Source organism: Sinorhizobium sp. 7-81 (genome assembly GCF_030124405.1).
Lineage (GTDB): Bacteria > Pseudomonadota > Alphaproteobacteria > Rhizobiales > Rhizobiaceae > Sinorhizobium > Sinorhizobium psoraleae.
In genome coordinates, this window is sequence record NZ_JASKLT010000014.1 from 37827 (window position 1) to 55819 (window position 17993).

A 17993-nucleotide genomic window follows, 5' to 3' on the forward strand; every position below is an offset into this window, starting at 1 on the left:
TTCAGGCCTCGTCTTCGAAGGGCTTGTTTGCGGCGGCGCCCGCTTCTGTCAGCACCTTGCGCAACCAGGGCGGGGGAGCCGTCCTGAGCATTTTCCGGGTTCGCGAAAGCACGTCTAGGATCGGTTCAGGGTGCCCCACCTTGATCGGATGGATTTTCGCCGCTACGGCCTTGGCTGCGGAAGGTCCCCCGATAGCCAGACAAAAGAGGAGTTGACAGCCCCTCAACGCGTCCACCTTCGAGGTGATCCGGCCATCGCCCTCGGCTCGATGCTTTCCGCTCTCGTCGGAAACGTCGGCGAAACTCACTGCTTCCACCAAATCCCAGCCGTCACGGGTTACGTCGTAGACCGCAAACCGCTTGGCCGATCCGAAATGAGCGTTGAGCATTTTCATGTCTTGCGTCGCGATCGCTATGCGCAACGCGCCGGAGCACCGCGGGTGAATCTCGTCAGGGACGAGCGACAGGCGACGAACGGAGGTCATGTGGCATTTCCCTGCTTCCACACTGGATCAAGTATCTCAGGCGCCGGCGTATGCCGATTGGCCTGGAGGATGTTGGCCGCCTCGAAGATCAGGTTGCGCGTCCCCTGATAGAGAACTGTGAGCTTGTGCTGGCTGCCGAGACGGTCAAATATCGGGAAGCCAACGCGCAGGAGAGGAATGCCGAGGCGTTCTGCCGCCTGGCGTCCGTGCGAATGGGTAACGAGAAGATCAGCGCCGCCAGCTAGATCTTCGAAATCGCCGAGATCGCCGATCTGTAGCGACTCGGTCGGCACTTTCTCGAGAATTTTCGACGAACCCGTAGTCGTAACGGCCGCATTGATCTCGGCGCCTAGCCCCGTGAAAAAGGTGGCAAGCTGGTAGAGCTGGTCCGGCTCGGCGGCGATCGCGATCTTCTTGCCGGCGAAATGGAAGTGCCCGTCGAGCAGCGCGTCCTGCAGCTGTGCGCGGTACCGATGGATTTTGGCCGGCACCGGCACGCCGGAAATTTCGGAAAGAAGCGAGACGAACTGGTCGACGTTCTTCAGTCCCGTTAACGACTGGAATGAGATGTAAGGCACGCCCGTCAGTTTCTGCAGCAGCTCAGCCGGGCGCCGCATATGCTCTCCGACGGCGATGCATCGCACCGTCGTGCCAAGCTCCTCGATGTCCTCAATGCTGGTGCCGCCATAGGTGGTCCGCATCCAGCGGTCGGGCACCGTACCGTCGAGCGAGTTGGAAACGTCCGGCAGGATGACCGGCTTGAGCCCAAAACTCTCCACCATCTCGCGCAAATGCTCGATATCGGCGACCGTGAGATGCCACCCGGGCAGAATCGCCACCTTCTTCGGCTTACACGGCTGCTGGCCGCGCCGTGTAAGCCCTTGGATCATCGCGGCGACAGCCTTGGCCCAGCCCTCCTCGAGGGAGCCGTCGAAATCCGGCGTGTTTGCCAGCACGATCTGCGTACCTGCGAGTTCTTCCGCGCGCATCATCTTGATGTTGGCGATTTGCCGTGAGAAGTCTTCCGCACGGGTTTCGACCAGTGCCGTCGTGCAGATCCCGATCAGCTTCGCGTTCGTACGGGTCTTTAAGTTGAGGATCGCTTCTTCCAGATGGCCTGCCCCGCCCAGGACCGTTGCCACTTCGTCCATCGCCGTTGTCTGCAGGGGGACCGTTTCTTTGAAATGGCGAACGCAAAGCACCAGCGCGAAGCTGGTGCAGCCTTGGCTGCCGTGGAACAGCGGTATCGCACCATCCACTCCAAGAAAGGCTAACGCGGCACCCAGCGGCTGGGACGACTTGAGCGGATTGATGGCCGCTGATTTGGTCTGGGGATAGATGCGAACCATTGGCTTCCTCTTTACTCAGCGAAGTCTGCGACGTTGTGCCGGCGAGACTTTGAAGGCGCGACACTCGCGGTTCCTCCCTGCGTGCTCGGCAGTTCTTCCGCCACGGCGGGGTCGTGTTCCCATGGTGGCGGCTCCCGCACTTCGGACCAGATAGGATTGTGAATGGCGAGATCGATTTGGCGTACGAGTTCCACCGTGCCGTCGTAGCCGGCATAGGGATGGTGACGCTCCTGGTTGATATCAAGCCAGGGTGTCTTGGCCTTCAACGCGATGAACTGGGTGCGCCCGCCCGACAGCATGATGTCGGCCCTGTGTTCTGAGAGCATGGCGTAAAGCTCGTGCGGCGCCATCGACTCAAACATGTGGTGCTCGTCCTTCAGCATCTGCTTGATGCGCTCCTTGTCTTCGGCGGTCGATTTCTTGACCGAGGTGCCCACGATCTCCATGCCGATTTCCATCAGCGCATGAACAAGCGACCAGGACTTCACGCCGCCGGTGTTGATGAGAACCCGCTTGCCTTCGAGTCTCGGCCGGTAAGCCTCAACCTTTTTCCACGCGATCGCCTCCTCCTCTGCGATGAGTGTATCGGTGCGATCGAGAAGCTCTGCATCGGCGCCGTTCTTCACGAGCAGATCAGCGATTCGCCGGAGTGCTTCCGAGGTGGCCGTGATGCCGTAGAAGGAACCCTCGAAAAAGGGGATCTGCCAGCGCTCCTCCATCTTGCGGGCAAGGTTGATGAGCGCGGTTGAGCACACCATCATGGCTGCCCGTGCGCGGTGAGAGGAGGCAATCTGTCGGTAGCGCGCGTCGCCCGGAATGCAGGCGCGAACACGGATGCCAAGCTTGTCCAAGAGCGGCTTTACCAACCAGAACTCGCCAGAGAGGTTGAACTCGCCAAGGATATTGATGTCGTAAGGGCCGGCGTCATTAGGCTCCACCGTACCGATGACATGATCCAGCAAAGCCTCGCCGGCGAGCTTGTTGCCAAGATTCTTTGAACCGACGAAGCCCGGCGCATTGATAGGCACCACCGGTAAGCCGAATTTTTCGGTCGCGCGCTTGCAGACCGCCTCGATGTCGTCGCCGATCAGTGAGGTGACGCAGGTCGCATAGACAAAGATAGCTGGCGGCGCATACGCCTCTTTGATTTCTCCGATTGCTTTTAGAAGCTTCCGTTCGCTGTTCCCCATCACAACATCGAGTTCGGTGAGGTCAGTGGTGAAACTTGTCCGCCAAAGCGTCGGACCTGACGAAGCCGTACCGCGATTGTCCCAGGAATTGCCTTCGCAGGCGAGCGGTGCATGGACCAGATGCGCGACGTCGGTGATCGGCTGCAGCACCACCTTGGCGCCATCGAAGGCGCAGCCGCCGGCTGCCGCACCGGGGGTCAGCGGCTTCGAACAGCCCTTTTTGCGCGTCTCGGGATCCTTGCTGCGATTCCTTTCGCAGGCGGGTTCGACGAAGGTATCCTGGATTTTTACAGTGAGCGGGGACATTTCGCTGAACTCCAACATTTTATAGGGAGAAGGCCGGCCTTTGCCGGCCGCCGATTTCAGCGCGTGAGGTCATAAGAATAGTCCGTCACACCAACCTGCATCGACTCGCGATCGAGTTTGTCGAAGATCTTGTCGAGGATCGTTGTTAGGACACGCAGTCCGCCCTGGTACCCCATGAGGGGGAAACGATGGTGATGGTGCCTGTCAAAGATCGGAAACATCAGCCGGATGAGTGGCGTACCGGTATCGCGCTCTAGATACTTGCCATAAGAATTGCCGATCAGCAGGTCCACAGGCTCGGTGAAGAGCAGCGAGCGCATTGCCCATAGATCCTTCCCAGCCCAGACCTGGGCATCCTTTCCAAACGGAGAAGATGCAAGTAGCTCCTTCATCTCGCGTTCCCAGGCCGGCGTGCCGTTGGTAGCGAGGCAGTGGATCGGCTCGCCGCCGGTTTCCATAACGAACCGGGCTATGGCATAGACGAAGTCAGGATCGCCGTAGATTGCGTATTTCTTGCCGTGTAGCCACGATTGGCTGTCCGCCATGGCGTCGATCAGGCGGCCGCGCTCAAGGCGTATTGTCTCGGGGATTTCTTTGCCGGAAATGTCCGACACCTTCATCAGGAATTCGTCAGTTGCTTTGACTCCGAGCGGATAGTGGAAGGAGGCCGTAGCCTGTTCGACCTCCCGACAATATTCGAGCGTCCTGCGGGTATTGTAGTGCTGCAGCGACAGCGTGGCCTCCGCGTTGAGCGCCGCCCGCACGTCTTTGATCTTTGTGCCTCCGTCATACATACGGAATTCGCCATCCGACGGCGTATCGAACTGGTCGGAGGCATCCTGGATAAAGGTGTAGGACACGCCCATAAGGTTGAGCAGGCGCTTCAGCTCGCGATTGTTGCCGACGCAGAAGCCGTCGAAGCCTGGAATGATGTTGATCGTGCCAGCCTCTTTCGTGCGCTCCTTGCCTTTCCAGAAGTGCTCCAGAATGCCTTTGACCATGGCGTCATAACCGTCGACGTGGCTGCCGAAAAAGGCTGGCGTGTGCGCGAACGGCACGTCGAATTCGGGAGGGACTGAGCCTTCGTTCTTGGCGTTCTCGATGAAACCATGCAGATCGTCACCAATGACCTCCGCCATACAGGTGGTAGAGACGGCAATCATCTTCGGGTCGTAGAGCGTGTAAGTATTAGCAAGCCCGTCGACCATGTTCTTCAGACCGCCGAACACTGCCGCATCCTCGGTCATTGAGGACGAGACGGCCGATGAAGGCTCCTTGAAATGCCGCGACAAGTGCGAACGGTAATAGGCAACGCACCCCTGGCTACCATGGACGAAGGACATGGTGCGCTCGAAACCCGCGGCCGCGAACACCGCGCCGAGCGGCTGGCAGCCTTTGGCCGGGTTCACTACGAGCGCTTCGCGGGCAAGATTTTTTTCGCGATATTCCCAGGTTTCGGTATATGCACCCTGATCAGTAACGATCTGATCTGGATGAGGACATTCGAAATTGAGCTTCTTCTCCGCCAGCATTTGCCTGTATTCCGGCTCGCGGAACAGGGGAGCATGGTCGAGAATTTGTTCGGCGGATTGCGGCATAGTTGTCACCCTCTTTCATCTGGCCTCGTCGAACGGCGGCACAGAAACGTTCGAGACGTCAGGTCTCCCGCGGGTCCTTGTCCGCGAAAGACCAAGTTCTTATTCGGCTGAAACCGCTGCCCCAGGCGCTGCCACTTTCTTCCAGGGCGCGTCGTAGAGGTCCCAGACTGGATTGTTGATGGCCAGATCCATGTCGCGGGCGAAGATGGCGAAGCCGTCGTAGCCATGGTATGGGCCGGAGTAGTCCCATGAGTGCATCTGGCGGAATGGTATACCCATTTTCTGCACCGGGTACTTCTCCTTGATGCCGGAGCCAACAAGATCGGGACGTATCCGCTCGATGAACTTATCAAGTTCGTAACTGGTTACGTCGTCATAGATCAGCGTGCCCTTCTTCACGTAATGGCCGGTGCGCTGATAGTCGTCGTTGTGGGCGAATTCGTAGCCGGTGCCGACGATCTGCATGCCGAGGTCTTCATAGGCGGTGATGACGTGACGGGGGCGCAAACCACCCACGTAGAGCATCACCCTCTTGCCCTCGAGCCGCGGCCAATACTTGTCGATCACAGCATCGACCAAGGGCCGGTACTTGGAGATGACCTTCTCGGCCCTTTCCTCGATTGTAGGGCCGAAGTGCTTGGCTATCTTGCGCAGAGAGGCTTCGATCTGGGATGGACCGAAGAAATTGTATTCCAGCCAAGGGATACCGTATCGTTCCTCCATGTGCCGACAGATGTAATTCATCGATCGGTAGCAATGAATTAGGTTGAGCTTGGCCTTTGGGGCGCGTTCCACTTCCGCGAGTGTTGCGTCTCCCGACCAGTTTCCGACTACGCGCAGGCCCATCTCCTCGAGCAGGATGCGCGAGGCCCAGGCGTCGCCGCCGATGTTATAGTCGCCAACCACGTTGACGTCGTAGGGACCAGTTTCGAACTCGACGTCTGCCTTGCCGAAGACCCAGTCACGGATCGCGTCATTAGCGATGTGGTGGCCGAGCGATTGCGAGACGCCGCGGAAGCCTTCGCAGCGTACCGGTACGATCGTTTTTTCGTGCTCCTTGGCCTTCTTGCGAGACACCGCCTCAATGTCGTCGCCTATGAGGCCGATCGGACATTCAGACTGGACGGTGATGCCGTTATTCAGGGGAAACAGTTCCTCGATCTCGTCGATAATCTTTTCCAGCTTTTTGTCTCCACCGAAGACGATATCTTTCTCCTGAAAGTCAGAGGTGAACTGCATGGTCACGAACGTATCGACGCCTGTCGTGCCGACATAATAGTTGCGGCGCTGGGACCACGAATATTGACCGCAACCGACCGGCCCGTGTGAAACGTGGACCATATCCTTGACCGGCCCCCAAACCACGCCTTTGGAGCCGGCATAGGCGCAGCCGCGGATCGTCATCACGCCTGGAATGGACTTGATGTTCGATTTAACGTCGCATTCGGAGATGGTCTGGGCTTCCCCGCCGACCTCCTCCCTATCGGTTGCGACACTGAGGTGCTTTTGGCGACGCTTCGCCGCTTTGTGTGGGTACTGCGACAGCACTTGCGCGATAAGCTCCTCATGGCGAGCACTGTCATTTTCGTAATCGAGGCTCATTTGGGCCTGCCCCCTTCTCGAGGTTTGGGTGACGCCTCCAACGAGAGGCACCGTTCGTGGAATGGTGCGCCGGATCAAGTTCCGCGCCCCTCGTATGCGGCGGCGGTTATTGGGCAGTTGCTTCCTTGGCCTGGAGTTCTGCAAGCATCTGCTCGTCGGTCTTCATGATGCCGAAGTCGAGCAGCATGTCTTCCAGCTCCTCCATGGTGATCGGGGTCGGGATGGTGCCTTGGCCCGAATTGGCATGGATCTTTTCGGCCAGCGCGCGATATTCCGCCGCCTGTTTGGAGTCCGGTGCATATTGGATCACCGTCATTTTCCTGAGTTCGGCATGCTGGACGATGTTGTCGCGTGGCACGAAGTGGATGAGCTTGGAATTGAGCTTGGCCGCCAGTGCCTCCGCGAGATCAAGTTCGCGGTCTGTTTGGCGCTCATTGCAAATCAGCCCGCCGAGCCGCACGCCGCCCGAATGGGCATATTTCAGGATTCCCTTGGCGATGTTGTTGGCAGCATAGAGTGCCATCATCTCACCGGACATTACGATGTAGATTTCCTGGGCCTTGTTTTCACGGATCGGCATGGCGAAGCCGCCACACACCACGTCGCCGAGCACGTCGTAGGAAACATAGTCGACATCGTCGTATGCGCCGTTTTCTTCAAGAAAATTGATCGACGTGATAACGCCGCGTCCGGCGCAGCCGACGCCCGGTTCGGGGCCGCCGGACTCCACGCATTTGATGCCTTTGTAACCGACCTTGAGCACGTCCTCGACTTCGAGGTCTTCCACGGAACCTTCCTCGGCCGCGAGATGCAGTACCGTGTCCTGCGCCTTCGAGTTCAGGATCAGACGGGTGGAGTCGGCCTTGGGGTCGCAGCCGACGATGAGGATCTTCTGCCCGAGGTCGACAAGAGCGGCGAGCGTATTTTGCGAGGTGGTGGACTTGCCGATACCGCCCTTCCCATAAAATGCGATTTGACGCAGACCTGCCATGTTGCTTTCCTTCGTTTGTTCGAACCATCGCGGTTGCCCGCAACATGAATGCCGCCGGCAGCTTCCGCCGCCTGCGCAAGAATGGTTACAAAAGCCGTGCCAACTCGGGCCACGTGAGCCGAACAGACGCTGATTTTTTTGCTTTCTCAGCTATTTAGGATGAGCAAGGACACCGCACGATGAAACAAGCTTTTGTCGCGGAACCGACAAATGGAACCGGCATTGTCGCATAGCGTGCCTGTCACACGTTAGGACGGCGACAAGATAACGCTGCCGATCAAGGACTAAGGCACTGGGGGTGAGGCTTTTCTCAGAGGTATTGTCAGCTCGAAGTGTCTTCCGCCGATCAAGTTTCCTTCAGACCTTTTTCCCGACCCTCATCCGTTTAAGCTCGCGACTCATCGGGTCAAAAGATTCAAATGAGAACTGGTGCTTGAACGTCTGCCGGTCTAGCATCTGAATGTATGCCTTGGAAACGACGGGCTTTCTATGGACAACAGGTGAAACGGAGGTCGGAATGACGGGCACGACCAGTCTAGTGAGCGCTGTTTTCCATCTAACGTTTGCTAATGAATGAGTCAGCGCTTCCACGAAAAGTTCAGCTATCGTGAGCGCCCGACATTGTCGGGCGCCGGCGACGCCGGCTTGCACCCGATGGGCACTCCGATGGGTCTGAGTTAGTCGAGGTGGCCGAAGTGGAAGGCACGATAAAACTTCAAGCCTCTGACTGCCCAAGAGATTTCTGGACTGCTGGGATAATCCTGTCTCCCCAGAGCTCTATCTGACGCAGCATCGTCTTCTGGTCCAAATCCCCCAACTGGGTCTGAATTGCAATCTGGTCCGGCTTGAAGACTTCGATCTCCTCCAGAAGGCGATCAATTACGCGGTTTATGCTGCCGATCGGCAGGTTCCTTCGCATAGTGTCGAACGATAGATCATAAGGCGTCGGCACCTCCTCCAGCATGTAGCCGTCCTGGCTCTGCTGGCGACGCTGATGCAGTGCCTCGGACAGCCGGCGCTGGAAGCGGGCGTTATCGAGATAGTTGTCGATTTCCGCTCCATTATCGCTGGCATAGCAGCAGCGCAGCAACGATAGCTTAATGTCGCTGGCCCTCTTGCCCTCGGATGCCGCCGCCGTCTGGATGATGCCGCGTAGCGCGCCCAGAGTTTCCAAGCCGTCGTGGAATGCCGTGACGAAAAGATTGTGTCCCTCACGATAGGCGCGGGCCACGCTGCGAGAGGACGCGGTAGCAATCCAGATCGGCGGCGTGGGCTTTTGAAGGGTGCGCACCGAAATCGCCGTCGGGGGTATCTGGATGTTGTGACCGGAGTGCGAGAAGATCTTGTCGTTGAGCCCCTTGAGCAAGATGTCGAGGTATTCCGAGAAGATGGCCGGCGCCTCATCGATATTGACGCCGAAGCGGTCGAATTCGAACTGCTGGTATCCAGACCCAACGCCGAGTTCGAGTCGGCCGTTCGCAACGACATCGACAAAGCCGATTTCGGATAGCAGGCGCTGCGGTTGATAGAGTGGCAGTACGCAGACGGCGGTGCCGAGGCGAATGGTGTTCGTCAACCCGGCACAGTGGGCCACCATCAAGAGGGGCGACGGGACCAGGCTATAGTTGTTGAAGTGGTGCTCGGCGAACCAAGCTGTGCTGAAGCCCGCCTGCTCTGAAAGAATGGCTTGTTCAATGGAGTGGCGGATGATGCTATCGGGCGATTGATGATAGCCGCGCTGAGCGGCCAGAATGAACGTTGCGAATTCCACTGGGTGTCTCCTTGTTTGCGGATCGGGATCGCACAGTTGGTGACGTCCGCGCCTCTTTTTGGTTCCGCCTTTTGGCCAGCCGTTGCCTCAGTCTACGCATGCGGTCGGCGTGGACTGACGTCGTCCACGAGACATCCCATGATCGATGGAGCGACTCGTCCATAGCGTTTCGTTTGAAGTCGGAGCGCCGGAGGTAAGACGTTCAAACCCTCAGCTACGCGGAGGGAAACGTCGTCGACTCGCTGTTATCCGACCCCGTGTTCTCTCCGTCGAATTTGTCCCACCTAGCTCGCTGAGGCATCCCGCGTCTCTGGAGGCGGTCCAGCCTCCGTCTACGTGCAGGGTCGAGCCGTTGATGTAGCAGGCATCTGACGAGGCCAGAAAGTAGGCCGCGTCGGCGACTTCTTCCGGGCCGCCAAACCTTCCCAAAGGGATCAGCTGTCTGAGCCTCGTCTGGTCCATGCCGGCTACCTTTTCCCACTCGATGGCGCTGGACGTGCGGATGTGACCTGGAGCGACTGTGGCTGTGCGGATCCCAACTGGCCCGAGTTCGGCCGCCATGCAGCGGGTCAGCATGTCTATGCCTGCATTGTATGCGCGGTAGGCATGACCCAGCCCGAGAGGTAAGAGGCCGCAACTTGCCCCAAGATTGAGAATTACGCTGCCAGGTCGCATTGATATAGCGGCCTCACGTACGCATGTGAAGGCGCCAGAAAGATTCACATCCAGATGGTGTTTGAGCGCTGCCGGCACCTGTTCGATAGGGGGGACGAGTGTATCACTCATGCCAGGGCCGTTGACAAATACGTCGATGTGGCCGAAGCGCTCCCTCACCTCTTCGAACAACGCCACGACCTCGCTCTCCACCGTCCTGTCCACGCGTTTTGCCAGGTGCCTGTCACCGAGCAAGCCCGACAACCCTACCGCTGCATCACCGTCGACGTCAGCGATCACGAGCGTATCGCCGTTCGCGGCAAAACGGCGAGCGACGGCCGCGCCTATGCCTTTAGCGCCGCCCATGACGACTACTGTTCGCGCCTTGGTGCCTTCGAGCGGCGGGGAGAGTTCTGCTTGGGGCGCCGCATCCTTGGGCGGATTTGCACGACCCGGTTGATTGAATGACATGCAACCACCATCGACCACAAGCGTAGACCCCGTGATGTAACCTGCCTGCGCGCTGGCCAGAAAACGCACGGCGTGCGCGATCTCGTCGGGACGAGCCATTCGGCCGATCGGTACCCGGCACCTGATTGCGGTAGCGTTGATTTTGCCGGTGCGCTCCAGTTCGGCAACCATCGGCGTGCGTACGTAGCCGGGCGCTACCGCTGTCACACGGATGCCGCGCGAACCCCATGCGGTGGCCAGCGATTTCGTGATTGAGATCAGACCAGCTTTCGAAGCGGCGTAGGCATTGCGCTTCGGGTTGCTGGCCAGGCCAGCCATCGAAGCGATATTGACTATGGCTGCGCCAGGTTTCATCAGCTTCGCGGTTTCGCGCGCCATGGTGTACGGCCCCGTGAGGTTTACGGCTAAAGCGCGTTGAAAATCCTCCACCGGAGTGTCTGCGGTCGCCGTCATGGTCGGCGCTATCCCCGCATTGTTGACAAGCACTCCAATCTGCGAAAATCGGCTTTCGATGAGGGCACAGAGGGTGACGACCTCTTCTTCTCGAGACACGTCGCACTCAAGGCCAAGGTGGGGCTGGCCCAGATGACGCCCCAATTCAATTACGCCACTGTCCGGGAGGTCCACCGCGACAACAATGTCTCCAGCCGCGGCAAAGGTGTCGACCAGCGCACGGCCAATACCCCCTGCAGCACCTGTGATGATGATGACCCGCCCTGGCTGAACCTGCCGATCGTCTGGGCGTGTCCCGGCAGGAAGCGCTGGATATCGCAGTCTTATCATAGTTCTTCGTCTCCACTGCCGACCCGGTCCTCTGGATGACTTGTCGCGGCAATACGGCGCTTCGAAAGCGCGTAGACCGGATCATTCGGGTGCGGGGCTCCAATTGGCTGGCGAGGGCCGAACCGTTCTGGTTCTAAGGACGTCGGAGGCTTCTGCTCTTCGACCCAATCATAAACCACGACGCGTTCCAAGATGCGCCACTCTCCTTCCCTTTTCTGAAACAGATCGCAGTAGCGTCCGCATAGGAGCACCTGGGTTACCTCGCCTGCCCCGTCAGGTCCGCGTTGCAGCGCCGTGAAATAACTCTCGACCGCGGCTTCTGCCGGGCTGCGGAACTCAAACATGATGTTCGTAATCTGGTGGATGTTGCGCGGCTGCGTTTTGAAGACGCCAACCGCAAGCTGAATGAAACCGTCGACAGAGCCGGAGTAACTCCCGTGATTGTCACGCGCATCCGGCCAATAACAGCTGCGCAAAGCGGCCTCGTCTGCGCGGTCAATTCCTCGACAGTACCGATGGAGACAGTCGCGGATGGCGTCTCGGTCGAATAGTCTGGTTACGCTCTGTTTGTTCATGGGCTCTCTACAGGTTTCTGAAGATTGAAGGAGCGTGTGCCTGCCTGGCACGAGGACATTCAAGCCATTGCAGTTTAAGCGTGCGGGTGGGGCTCGAATGGCCTGATATTGTTCCCCTTCCGAGACAATCAGGCCACCTTGAGGTCCGTTAGAACCCGTTCGAAAAGGTGCTTGACCGACTTCGAAAGATCTAGCAGCACCTACAGGTGAGTGCCTCCGATTGTCTTACCTGCTCGACAATCATGTCCATGTGCTTGCGCAGGAAGGACGGCTGTCGTTCAATAACCTGGGACGGCGACTTCACCCCGAACATCGCTTGAACCTGGGAGTAAATGGCCTCGGCATTGGCCCGCAGCGCTGCCATCATCTTCAGCGGCAGTGCGAGCCCTGCCCGTTGTGGATTCGAAGATCGATTCAACCATTTTTTGAGCCTCAAAAGCGAGTATCAGCTGCTCGCCTCCTTTGATCGCCGTGGATCGATCAAAGGACGACTTTTCCATAGTTTCAAAGGGTTTTTCTGCCGTCTCGCTCATTTCCTTTTTCCTTTTCGTTTACGACGGTGTGGCTTTCCAAGTTGGAGTGTACAAATCGGCTTGCAGCCGTCGCGAGAACTCAGTTGAATTTGCCTCATCTTCATGAATCCAGGCCACTCGGGCTTGAGACCTCGTATTCGAGGCTGTAGAAGTGTGCTCACCCAACAAGCAGCCACCGCCTGTCAGTGCAGTGTTCAAAGTTCATGCCAATTTCATCGACAGCTCCCAAAGCTGAATATTAGACGTTCTTTTCAGCTACTTAGGCGCAAGTGTGGAGGAATTCGATCAGACGAGGCTGTGTCGTCAATTCGACAAGGCGGACAGTCTTGTCCGAGTGCCTCGCGAGGCCGCTGAGAGTACATGAAACTGCGAATGAAGCGCGGGGAGATCACATCGCCTCTTTGTACCCGTGCGGCGTTCCGATCAGGACCAAGCCACAATGAGATCTTTAATCCCGAATACATGACCCCCGTGGATGATCGGCGCCGTACCTTCCTTGATTCCAAATGGCGGGATGTGCGCCAACCATTCACGTAGACCAACGACAATTTCTCGCCGGGCAAGGTGCGCGCCAAGGCAAAGATGAGGACCAAAGCCAAAGGCGGTATGGTGGTTGTCCTGTCGTGCCAGATCGATAGAGTTAGGGCACTCAAATTCAGACGGGTCACGATTAGCGATCATAGTGGCGCAGCAGACATAGTCTCCCTCACGGATCGGCACGCCTTCGAATTCGACGTCCTTCGTGGCTACGCGAATCATCTGAACAGTTGAATAAGCGCGCAGCAACTCTTCAGTGGCGAGCACGAGCCGGCCTGGTTCGTTCCGCAGCAATTCTTGGTCTTCGGGATTGCGCGCAAGATAGGCAATGTCAAAGCCTATGGCGGCTGCGACCGTGTCAAGTCCCGCGACCATGAAAAGCACGCCGATGCCACGGACTTCCTCCTTTGTTAAGGAGCGGCCGTCGACCTCAGCCTGCACGATGAATGTCATGAAATCAAAAGCTGGTTTCTTGCGGCGCATCGCTGCAACTTCGTCAATGAATGTCACGATCGACCGGGCTGCTGCCGTTCGCTTGACCTTCTCACCGTGGAGCAAATCGCCTACCCAGCTAACGAATTCATCGGATCGGCTCTCTGAAAGCCCCAGAAAGCTAAGGAAAACGCTTACCGTGAAGGGAAAGGCGAAATCCTTCATCACGTCACAGCTGGTCCCGGATCGGGCTATCGCGTCGATCAGCACACTCGCTCTCAGGCGGACGGTCGGCTCCAGGGCCATCACCCGCTTAGATGAGAACAGAGGATTTAGCAGTTTACGGAAGACACCATGAGCCGGTGGATCCAATTCAAGGGGGATAACCGGCCAGTGCTCGCCGAGTGCGGAGGCGAAGATGCTACGATGACTGGAAAAGGTCTCAGCGTCCTCCAGCACCCTGCGCTGGTCTCTCGCGCGTGTGATGACCCAGGTACCTCGTCCATCGCGCGTGTTGCAAGGAGAGTAAAAGATTGGTGGGCCGTCATGAACGCAAGCCACGGCGGCGTGCGGATCCCCGTTAGGCGTCGGCGCCATGCCGGGCGACGTGAATAGACTGAAGTCCCTCACCAATCCGGGCGGAACATGATCTGGAATGGGATTGCTCTCCACTCGATTTCTCCTTCTCAACACTCATCAGCTGCGCCCGATCGTTTTCACATCCGGCAAGGGTTCTGGGTTACACTTATCTCTGACCTCTTTCTCTTGCGGGAGTTCCCTCGCGGCTCGACGACTACAGGCCTCGGGCCGGGCAAGCTTCAAAGTCCTGCCAATCTGCTGGTTGACCCGAAAACCGCAGTGCGACCGAAGAAGTTGGCCGGGGGGTCCGGAGTCCTGGAGCATCGAGGAGCCGGGGAAATACTGCTGCAGAAAACGCCCATGGTTGCGCAGGAAGGAAAGTAGGCGCGCTCTGGAGAATAAGACCGCGCCCGCACTTGTCCGGGTTTGCCGTAGGAGGCATTACTCCGCTGGCTGGACGGCCGCAGGGATCGGCGCGTCCCCTGCAAGGGCGCTCGCAAGCTGCGCCTGATTGAGCTCGCCTTCCCATTTCGCCACCACGACCGTCGCAACTGCATTACCGATTATATTGATAATTGCGCGGCATTCCGACATGAAGCGGTCGATGCCGAGGATCAGCGCCATGCCGGCGACCGGTACGGAGGGAACGACCGAGAGCGTGGCGGCAAGGGTGATGAAGCCCGCGCCGGTGATGCCGGCAGCCCCCTTCGAGCTCAGCATGGCGACAAGCAGGAGCAGGATCTGGTCACCGAGCGACAGCGGGATATCGGTCGCCTGCGCGATGAAGAGCGCGGCAAGCGTCATGTAGATGTTGGTGCCGTCGAGGTTGAAGGAATAGCCGGTCGGGATGACGAGGCCGACGACCGAGCGCTTGCAGCCTGCCTTCTCCATCTTGTTCATCAGGCCCGGCAGTGCCGCTTCCGAAGAGGACGTGCCGAGCACGAGCAGCAGTTCTTCCTTGATGTAGCGGATGAGCGCGACGATCGAGAAGCCGTTGTAGCGTGCGACGGCGCCGAGCACGATGAAGACGAACAGGAACGAGGTCAGGTAGAAGGTGCCGATTAGCATGGCGAGGTTGGCGATCGAGGCGATGCCGTACTTGCCGATGGTGAAGGCCATCGCACCGAAGGCGCCGATCGGAGCGGCCTTCATGAGGATCGCGACCAGACGGAAGATCGGCAGCGTCAGCGCCTGCAGGAAGTCGACGACGGGCTCGGCCTTCTTGCCGACCATGGCGAGCGAAATGCCGAAGAGGACCGAGATGAACAGCACCGACAGGATGTCGCCCTCGACGAAGGCGCCGATCAGCGTTGTCGGGATGATGTTCATGAGGAAGCCGGTGACGGACTGCTCATGCGCCTTGGCCGTATAGGTGGCAACCGCCTTAGCATCGAGCGAGACCGGGTCGATATGCATGCCGGCACCCGGCTGGACGACATTCGCGACGATGAGACCGACAATGAGCGCGAGGGTCGAGAAGGTCAGGAAGTAGATCATCGCCTTGCCGGCGACGCGCCCGACCTTGGCGAGGTCGGTCATGCCGGCAATACCGGTCGCGACCGTCAGGAAGATGACTGGCGCGATGATCATCTTGACGAGCTTGATGAAGGCGTCGCCGAGCGGCTTCAACTGCGTGCCGAGTTCGGGGTAGAAATGCCCGAGCAGGATGCCCGCGGCGATCGCCGCGAGGACTTGGACATAGAGATGGCGATAAAAGGGTGTCTTGCGGCGAACCTCCGCGGAATGTTCTGCGATCAACATGACAAAATCCTCCACATGGTTGCGTGCGTGTGCCGTGAACCGAGCCTCCTGAATTGACGAAAGGCCTGACATCCCTCAACAGCTCGCGTGGGTGGCCTAACTTAGGGTCGGCTCCCTACGTGACCTCCTCGCGACGACCGTCGAATTCCTCAGGGCCAAAGCAGTTTCTCAATTCCTTGCATTCTTGGCAGCTGGGTGCGGTGCACAACGAAAAGCCCTCAGCCTCGCAGAGCTTGCGGTAAAAATACTTCTTCCACCGCATGTTATTCGTATTGCCGGCTGCAAGCGTGGGGAAATGAGTGGCGAGCAGGCGGCTTAGTTCGACCCGGTCGAAAAGACCAAGCTCTCGCCAGAGGTGGTCGTGGCGCATGGCACGCCGGGCAATGATCTTGGCGAAACGGGCGCTCGCCGGACCGCCCGGTCGAGCATGCGCGAGCAGCAAACCGCGCAGGAGTTCCTCCTCCGCGCCAGGCTCCACCTCGCGTACTTCTTCCAAGCGAAAGGCGTGAATCGTTGGGGCAGGGAAATTGCCGTTCAGGATATCCCGCAGCTCGACCTGCGAAAGCCCCGTTGCCTCTGTTGCAGTTGCCTCGCCGGCATCGATTTCCTCGAGTGCACGCGAGAGGACACAGGCAAGCACGTACTGATCGAAATCCATTTCGAGGTCTAGAGGCGCCCATGGTCCGAGGCCCAGCGACTGAAATAATTGTCGCCAACCCGGCCGATCGGGCATTCTAATTCCGAGGGTGGCTCTCCCTTTCGAAAAAGCGCGGAATTGAGCTATGTTCGACATGTTGCTTTCCTTCCCTGTTTCGTTCCACGCACCGGGTGGTGATTACGGCACGGCAGTTCTGGCCGCTTCGTGCCGGGGGAGTTTCAAAACTCGTGCCAATCGAGTCTGCTGAGCCGAAGACGTAATTTTGTGGTCATTCAAGGACTAAATGGATGTCCGGCAGACAGCAGGCGCATGCGGCCATGTCGAGAGAACGACAAAGACGACATTAGACGTCGGATCCGTGCCAAAAGCAGCGGCCGGTTCCCTCAATGGAAAAGCGGGACCGCCAATTCGGGGCAAACTCCACACACCCTGGCCTTGCAGGCGGTAGCGTTGGTGCGCGCGAGCGACTGCCAACCATTGCGCCTATGGTTTGGGCCTCGAGAAGCTGCGAGTGTTCCACCCTATGCGAATGGCTAATACCTGCACACCACCCCGGCTACACAAGCAGTGCCGCTGCAGGGTTGATGCCGAATGGCACAGCGCTTGCTTTTCGCTTGTGAGTGGCCGCCAAGCTGCCAAATAGAAGATTGAAAGCGACGCCCTGACATGCCCGATATTACAAATCTCTTGAGGACTAGTGGTCGTCCTTGTTGGTGGCGGACGTTAATCGAGACACTCCCAAGTAACGGGTTTCGCAAGAGGATCCAGAGCGGCGAATGCGCCAGTTCTTTTCCGAAGGAGCAATGCTGATGGCTATAAAAAAGAGAATCCCCTTTGTCGCCTTTCGCACGCGCGTTCGCGACGAGACTGTGGAGGGGCCAAATCCATACCGTTGGGAAGTCAAAACAACCGAGGACTACTTTAGCGGCAAACGCGCTATTCTGTTTTCGCTTCCCGGTGCCTTCACGCCGACCTGCTCGACACAGCAATTGCCCGATTTTGAGAAGCTTTGTGACGAATTCTGGAAGGTGGGAATTGAATCGGTTTACTGCCTGTCAGTCAATGATGCGTTCGTGATGGATGCATGGGGCAAGGCGTTGGGGCTAAAGAAGGTCAAGCTTATTCCTGATGGTTCGGGCGAATTCACTCGCAAGATGGGCATGTTGGTCGCAAAGGACAATCTTGGCTTTGGCATGCGCTCGTGGCGTTACGCTGCCCTTATCAATGATGGCGTGGTGGAGCAATGGTTCGAAGAGGAAGGTTTCTCGGACAACTGCGATTCCGATCCCTATGGGATCTCTTCTCCGCAGAACATTCTCGAAACGCTGAGGACGCCGAATGCCGCATCTGCCTCCTGAACGGCCCCCTGAAAATATCGATCTGGCTATGGAGCCTGCACCGGTTGTTTCGAACAGGCCGGTCGGCTGATGGGCAGCTTGTATTCTACGCTGCCATGCGGTAGCCATGACGCTGATTTCTCTTCCTGCCAGCCTCTTCACACTTCTGCGAGCAGCCAGTCTGCTGTCCGTCGTCGGCGAAGTGTCGCATGCGCCCATCGATTATGATCAACGACGGCTGGGCTAAGGGCGTGGAGCTGATCAAGTTTGGTTTTTGTTGACTTCCGCCATTCGACGCCAATATGAGAAGATTGGAATAGATGGTCGGGCGGAGTGCGCAACTTTCCGCGGATAAAGGGAATGGAGTAGAACGGCTTTGCCT

General features: G+C 58.2%; 15 protein-coding genes. 1 reads left to right on the forward strand and 14 read right to left on the reverse strand.

Going from position 1 to position 17993, the window contains the following annotated elements; all coding sequences use genetic code 11:
* Position 1: 1 nt before the first annotated feature.
* The 14 genes from nifX to QN224_RS28190 form a co-directional block, all read right to left on the reverse strand.
* Positions 2 to 484, reverse strand: a complete 483-nt coding sequence (gene nifX / locus QN224_RS28125; RefSeq protein WP_283979319.1) for a nitrogen fixation protein NifX — start codon at positions 482 to 484, stop codon at positions 2 to 4.
* A complete protein-coding gene (gene nifN / locus QN224_RS28130; RefSeq protein WP_309486621.1) occupies positions 481 to 1833 on the reverse strand; it encodes a nitrogenase iron-molybdenum cofactor biosynthesis protein NifN in 1353 nt (450 codons plus the stop codon). The genes nifX and nifN overlap by 4 nt, the downstream gene beginning before the upstream one ends.
* A gap of 11 nt (positions 1834 to 1844) precedes the next feature.
* Positions 1845 to 3329 carry a nitrogenase iron-molybdenum cofactor biosynthesis protein NifE gene (nifE, locus tag QN224_RS28135; protein ID WP_283979320.1) on the reverse strand — a complete coding sequence of 495 codons (1485 nt, stop codon included), beginning with the start codon at positions 3327 to 3329 and terminating at the stop codon, positions 1845 to 1847.
* Positions 3330 to 3385: 56 nt separating this feature from the next.
* Positions 3386 to 4927 carry a nitrogenase molybdenum-iron protein subunit beta gene (gene nifK, locus QN224_RS28140; RefSeq protein WP_283979321.1) on the reverse strand — a complete coding sequence of 514 codons (1542 nt, stop codon included), beginning with the start codon at positions 4925 to 4927 and terminating at the stop codon, positions 3386 to 3388.
* Positions 4928 to 5026: 99 nt separating this feature from the next.
* Complete coding sequence (gene nifD / locus QN224_RS28145) at positions 5027 to 6529, reverse strand: nitrogenase molybdenum-iron protein alpha chain (RefSeq protein WP_283979322.1); 1503 nt, start codon at positions 6527 to 6529, stop codon at positions 5027 to 5029.
* 106 nt (positions 6530 to 6635) lie between these two features.
* Complete coding sequence (gene nifH, locus QN224_RS28150) at positions 6636 to 7520, reverse strand: nitrogenase iron protein (protein WP_283979323.1); 885 nt, start codon at positions 7518 to 7520, stop codon at positions 6636 to 6638.
* Positions 7521 to 8235: 715 nt separating this feature from the next.
* Complete coding sequence (locus tag QN224_RS28155) at positions 8236 to 9291, reverse strand: LLM class flavin-dependent oxidoreductase (RefSeq protein WP_283979324.1); 1056 nt, start codon at positions 9289 to 9291, stop codon at positions 8236 to 8238.
* Positions 9292 to 9501: 210 nt separating this feature from the next.
* On the reverse strand, positions 9502 to 11199 hold the full coding sequence (locus tag QN224_RS28160) for an SDR family oxidoreductase (protein WP_283979325.1): 1698 nt from the start codon (positions 11197 to 11199) through the stop codon (positions 9502 to 9504).
* Complete coding sequence (locus QN224_RS28165) at positions 11196 to 11774, reverse strand: nuclear transport factor 2 family protein (RefSeq protein WP_283979326.1); 579 nt, start codon at positions 11772 to 11774, stop codon at positions 11196 to 11198. The genes QN224_RS28160 and QN224_RS28165 overlap by 4 nt, the downstream gene beginning before the upstream one ends.
* 190 nt (positions 11775 to 11964) lie before the next feature.
* On the reverse strand, positions 11965 to 12087 hold the full coding sequence (locus QN224_RS28170; protein ID WP_283979366.1) for a hypothetical protein: 123 nt from the start codon (positions 12085 to 12087) through the stop codon (positions 11965 to 11967).
* Complete coding sequence (locus QN224_RS28175; protein ID WP_283979369.1) at positions 12053 to 12307, reverse strand: hypothetical protein; 255 nt, start codon at positions 12305 to 12307, stop codon at positions 12053 to 12055. The genes QN224_RS28170 and QN224_RS28175 overlap by 35 nt, the downstream gene beginning before the upstream one ends.
* A gap of 423 nt (positions 12308 to 12730) precedes the next feature.
* A complete protein-coding gene (locus QN224_RS28180; RefSeq protein WP_283979327.1) occupies positions 12731 to 13948 on the reverse strand; it encodes a cytochrome P450 in 1218 nt (405 codons plus the stop codon).
* Positions 13949 to 14296: 348 nt separating this feature from the next.
* Positions 14297 to 15616: a dicarboxylate/amino acid:cation symporter gene (locus QN224_RS28185; RefSeq protein WP_283979328.1), complete on the reverse strand. Its 1320-nt coding sequence runs from the start codon at positions 15614 to 15616 to the stop codon at positions 14297 to 14299.
* 115 nt (positions 15617 to 15731) lie between these two features.
* Positions 15732 to 16409 carry a nitrogen fixation protein NifQ gene (locus QN224_RS28190; protein WP_283979329.1) on the reverse strand — a complete coding sequence of 226 codons (678 nt, stop codon included), beginning with the start codon at positions 16407 to 16409 and terminating at the stop codon, positions 15732 to 15734.
* Between the two features lie 674 nt (positions 16410 to 17083).
* Between QN224_RS28190 and QN224_RS28195 the strand changes: the two genes are divergently transcribed.
* Entirely contained in the window at positions 17084 to 17632 is a 549-nt protein-coding gene (locus QN224_RS28195; protein ID WP_283979367.1) for a peroxiredoxin, read from the forward strand.
* Positions 17633 to 17993 lie beyond the last annotated feature (361 nt).

Coding starts and splice junctions, on each gene's coding strand:
- nifN (WP_309486621.1), bottom strand. CDS start 1,833: ATGGTTCGCATCTATCCCCAGACCAAATCAGCGGCCATCAATCCGCTC.
- nifD (WP_283979322.1), bottom strand. CDS start 6,529: ATGAGCCTCGATTACGAAAATGACAGTGCTCGCCATGAGGAGCTTATC.
- nifE (WP_283979320.1), bottom strand. CDS start 3,329: ATGTCCCCGCTCACTGTAAAAATCCAGGATACCTTCGTCGAACCCGCC.
- QN224_RS28160 (WP_283979325.1), bottom strand. CDS start 11,199: ATGATAAGACTGCGATATCCAGCGCTTCCTGCCGGGACACGCCCAGAC.
- QN224_RS28195 (WP_283979367.1), top strand. CDS start 17,084: ATGGCTATAAAAAAGAGAATCCCCTTTGTCGCCTTTCGCACGCGCGTT.
- QN224_RS28170 (WP_283979366.1), bottom strand. CDS start 12,087: ATGTTCGGGGTGAAGTCGCCGTCCCAGGTTATTGAACGACAGCCGTCC.
- QN224_RS28185 (WP_283979328.1), bottom strand. CDS start 15,616: ATGTTGATCGCAGAACATTCCGCGGAGGTTCGCCGCAAGACACCCTTT.
- QN224_RS28190 (WP_283979329.1), bottom strand. CDS start 16,409: ATGTCGAACATAGCTCAATTCCGCGCTTTTTCGAAAGGGAGAGCCACC.
- QN224_RS28175 (WP_283979369.1), bottom strand. CDS start 12,307: ATGAGCGAGACGGCAGAAAAACCCTTTGAAACTATGGAAAAGTCGTCC.
- nifX (WP_283979319.1), bottom strand. CDS start 484: ATGACCTCCGTTCGTCGCCTGTCGCTCGTCCCTGACGAGATTCACCCG.
- nifH (WP_283979323.1), bottom strand. CDS start 7,520: ATGGCAGGTCTGCGTCAAATCGCATTTTATGGGAAGGGCGGTATCGGC.
- nifK (WP_283979321.1), bottom strand. CDS start 4,927: ATGCCGCAATCCGCCGAACAAATTCTCGACCATGCTCCCCTGTTCCGC.
- QN224_RS28165 (WP_283979326.1), bottom strand. CDS start 11,774: ATGAACAAACAGAGCGTAACCAGACTATTCGACCGAGACGCCATCCGC.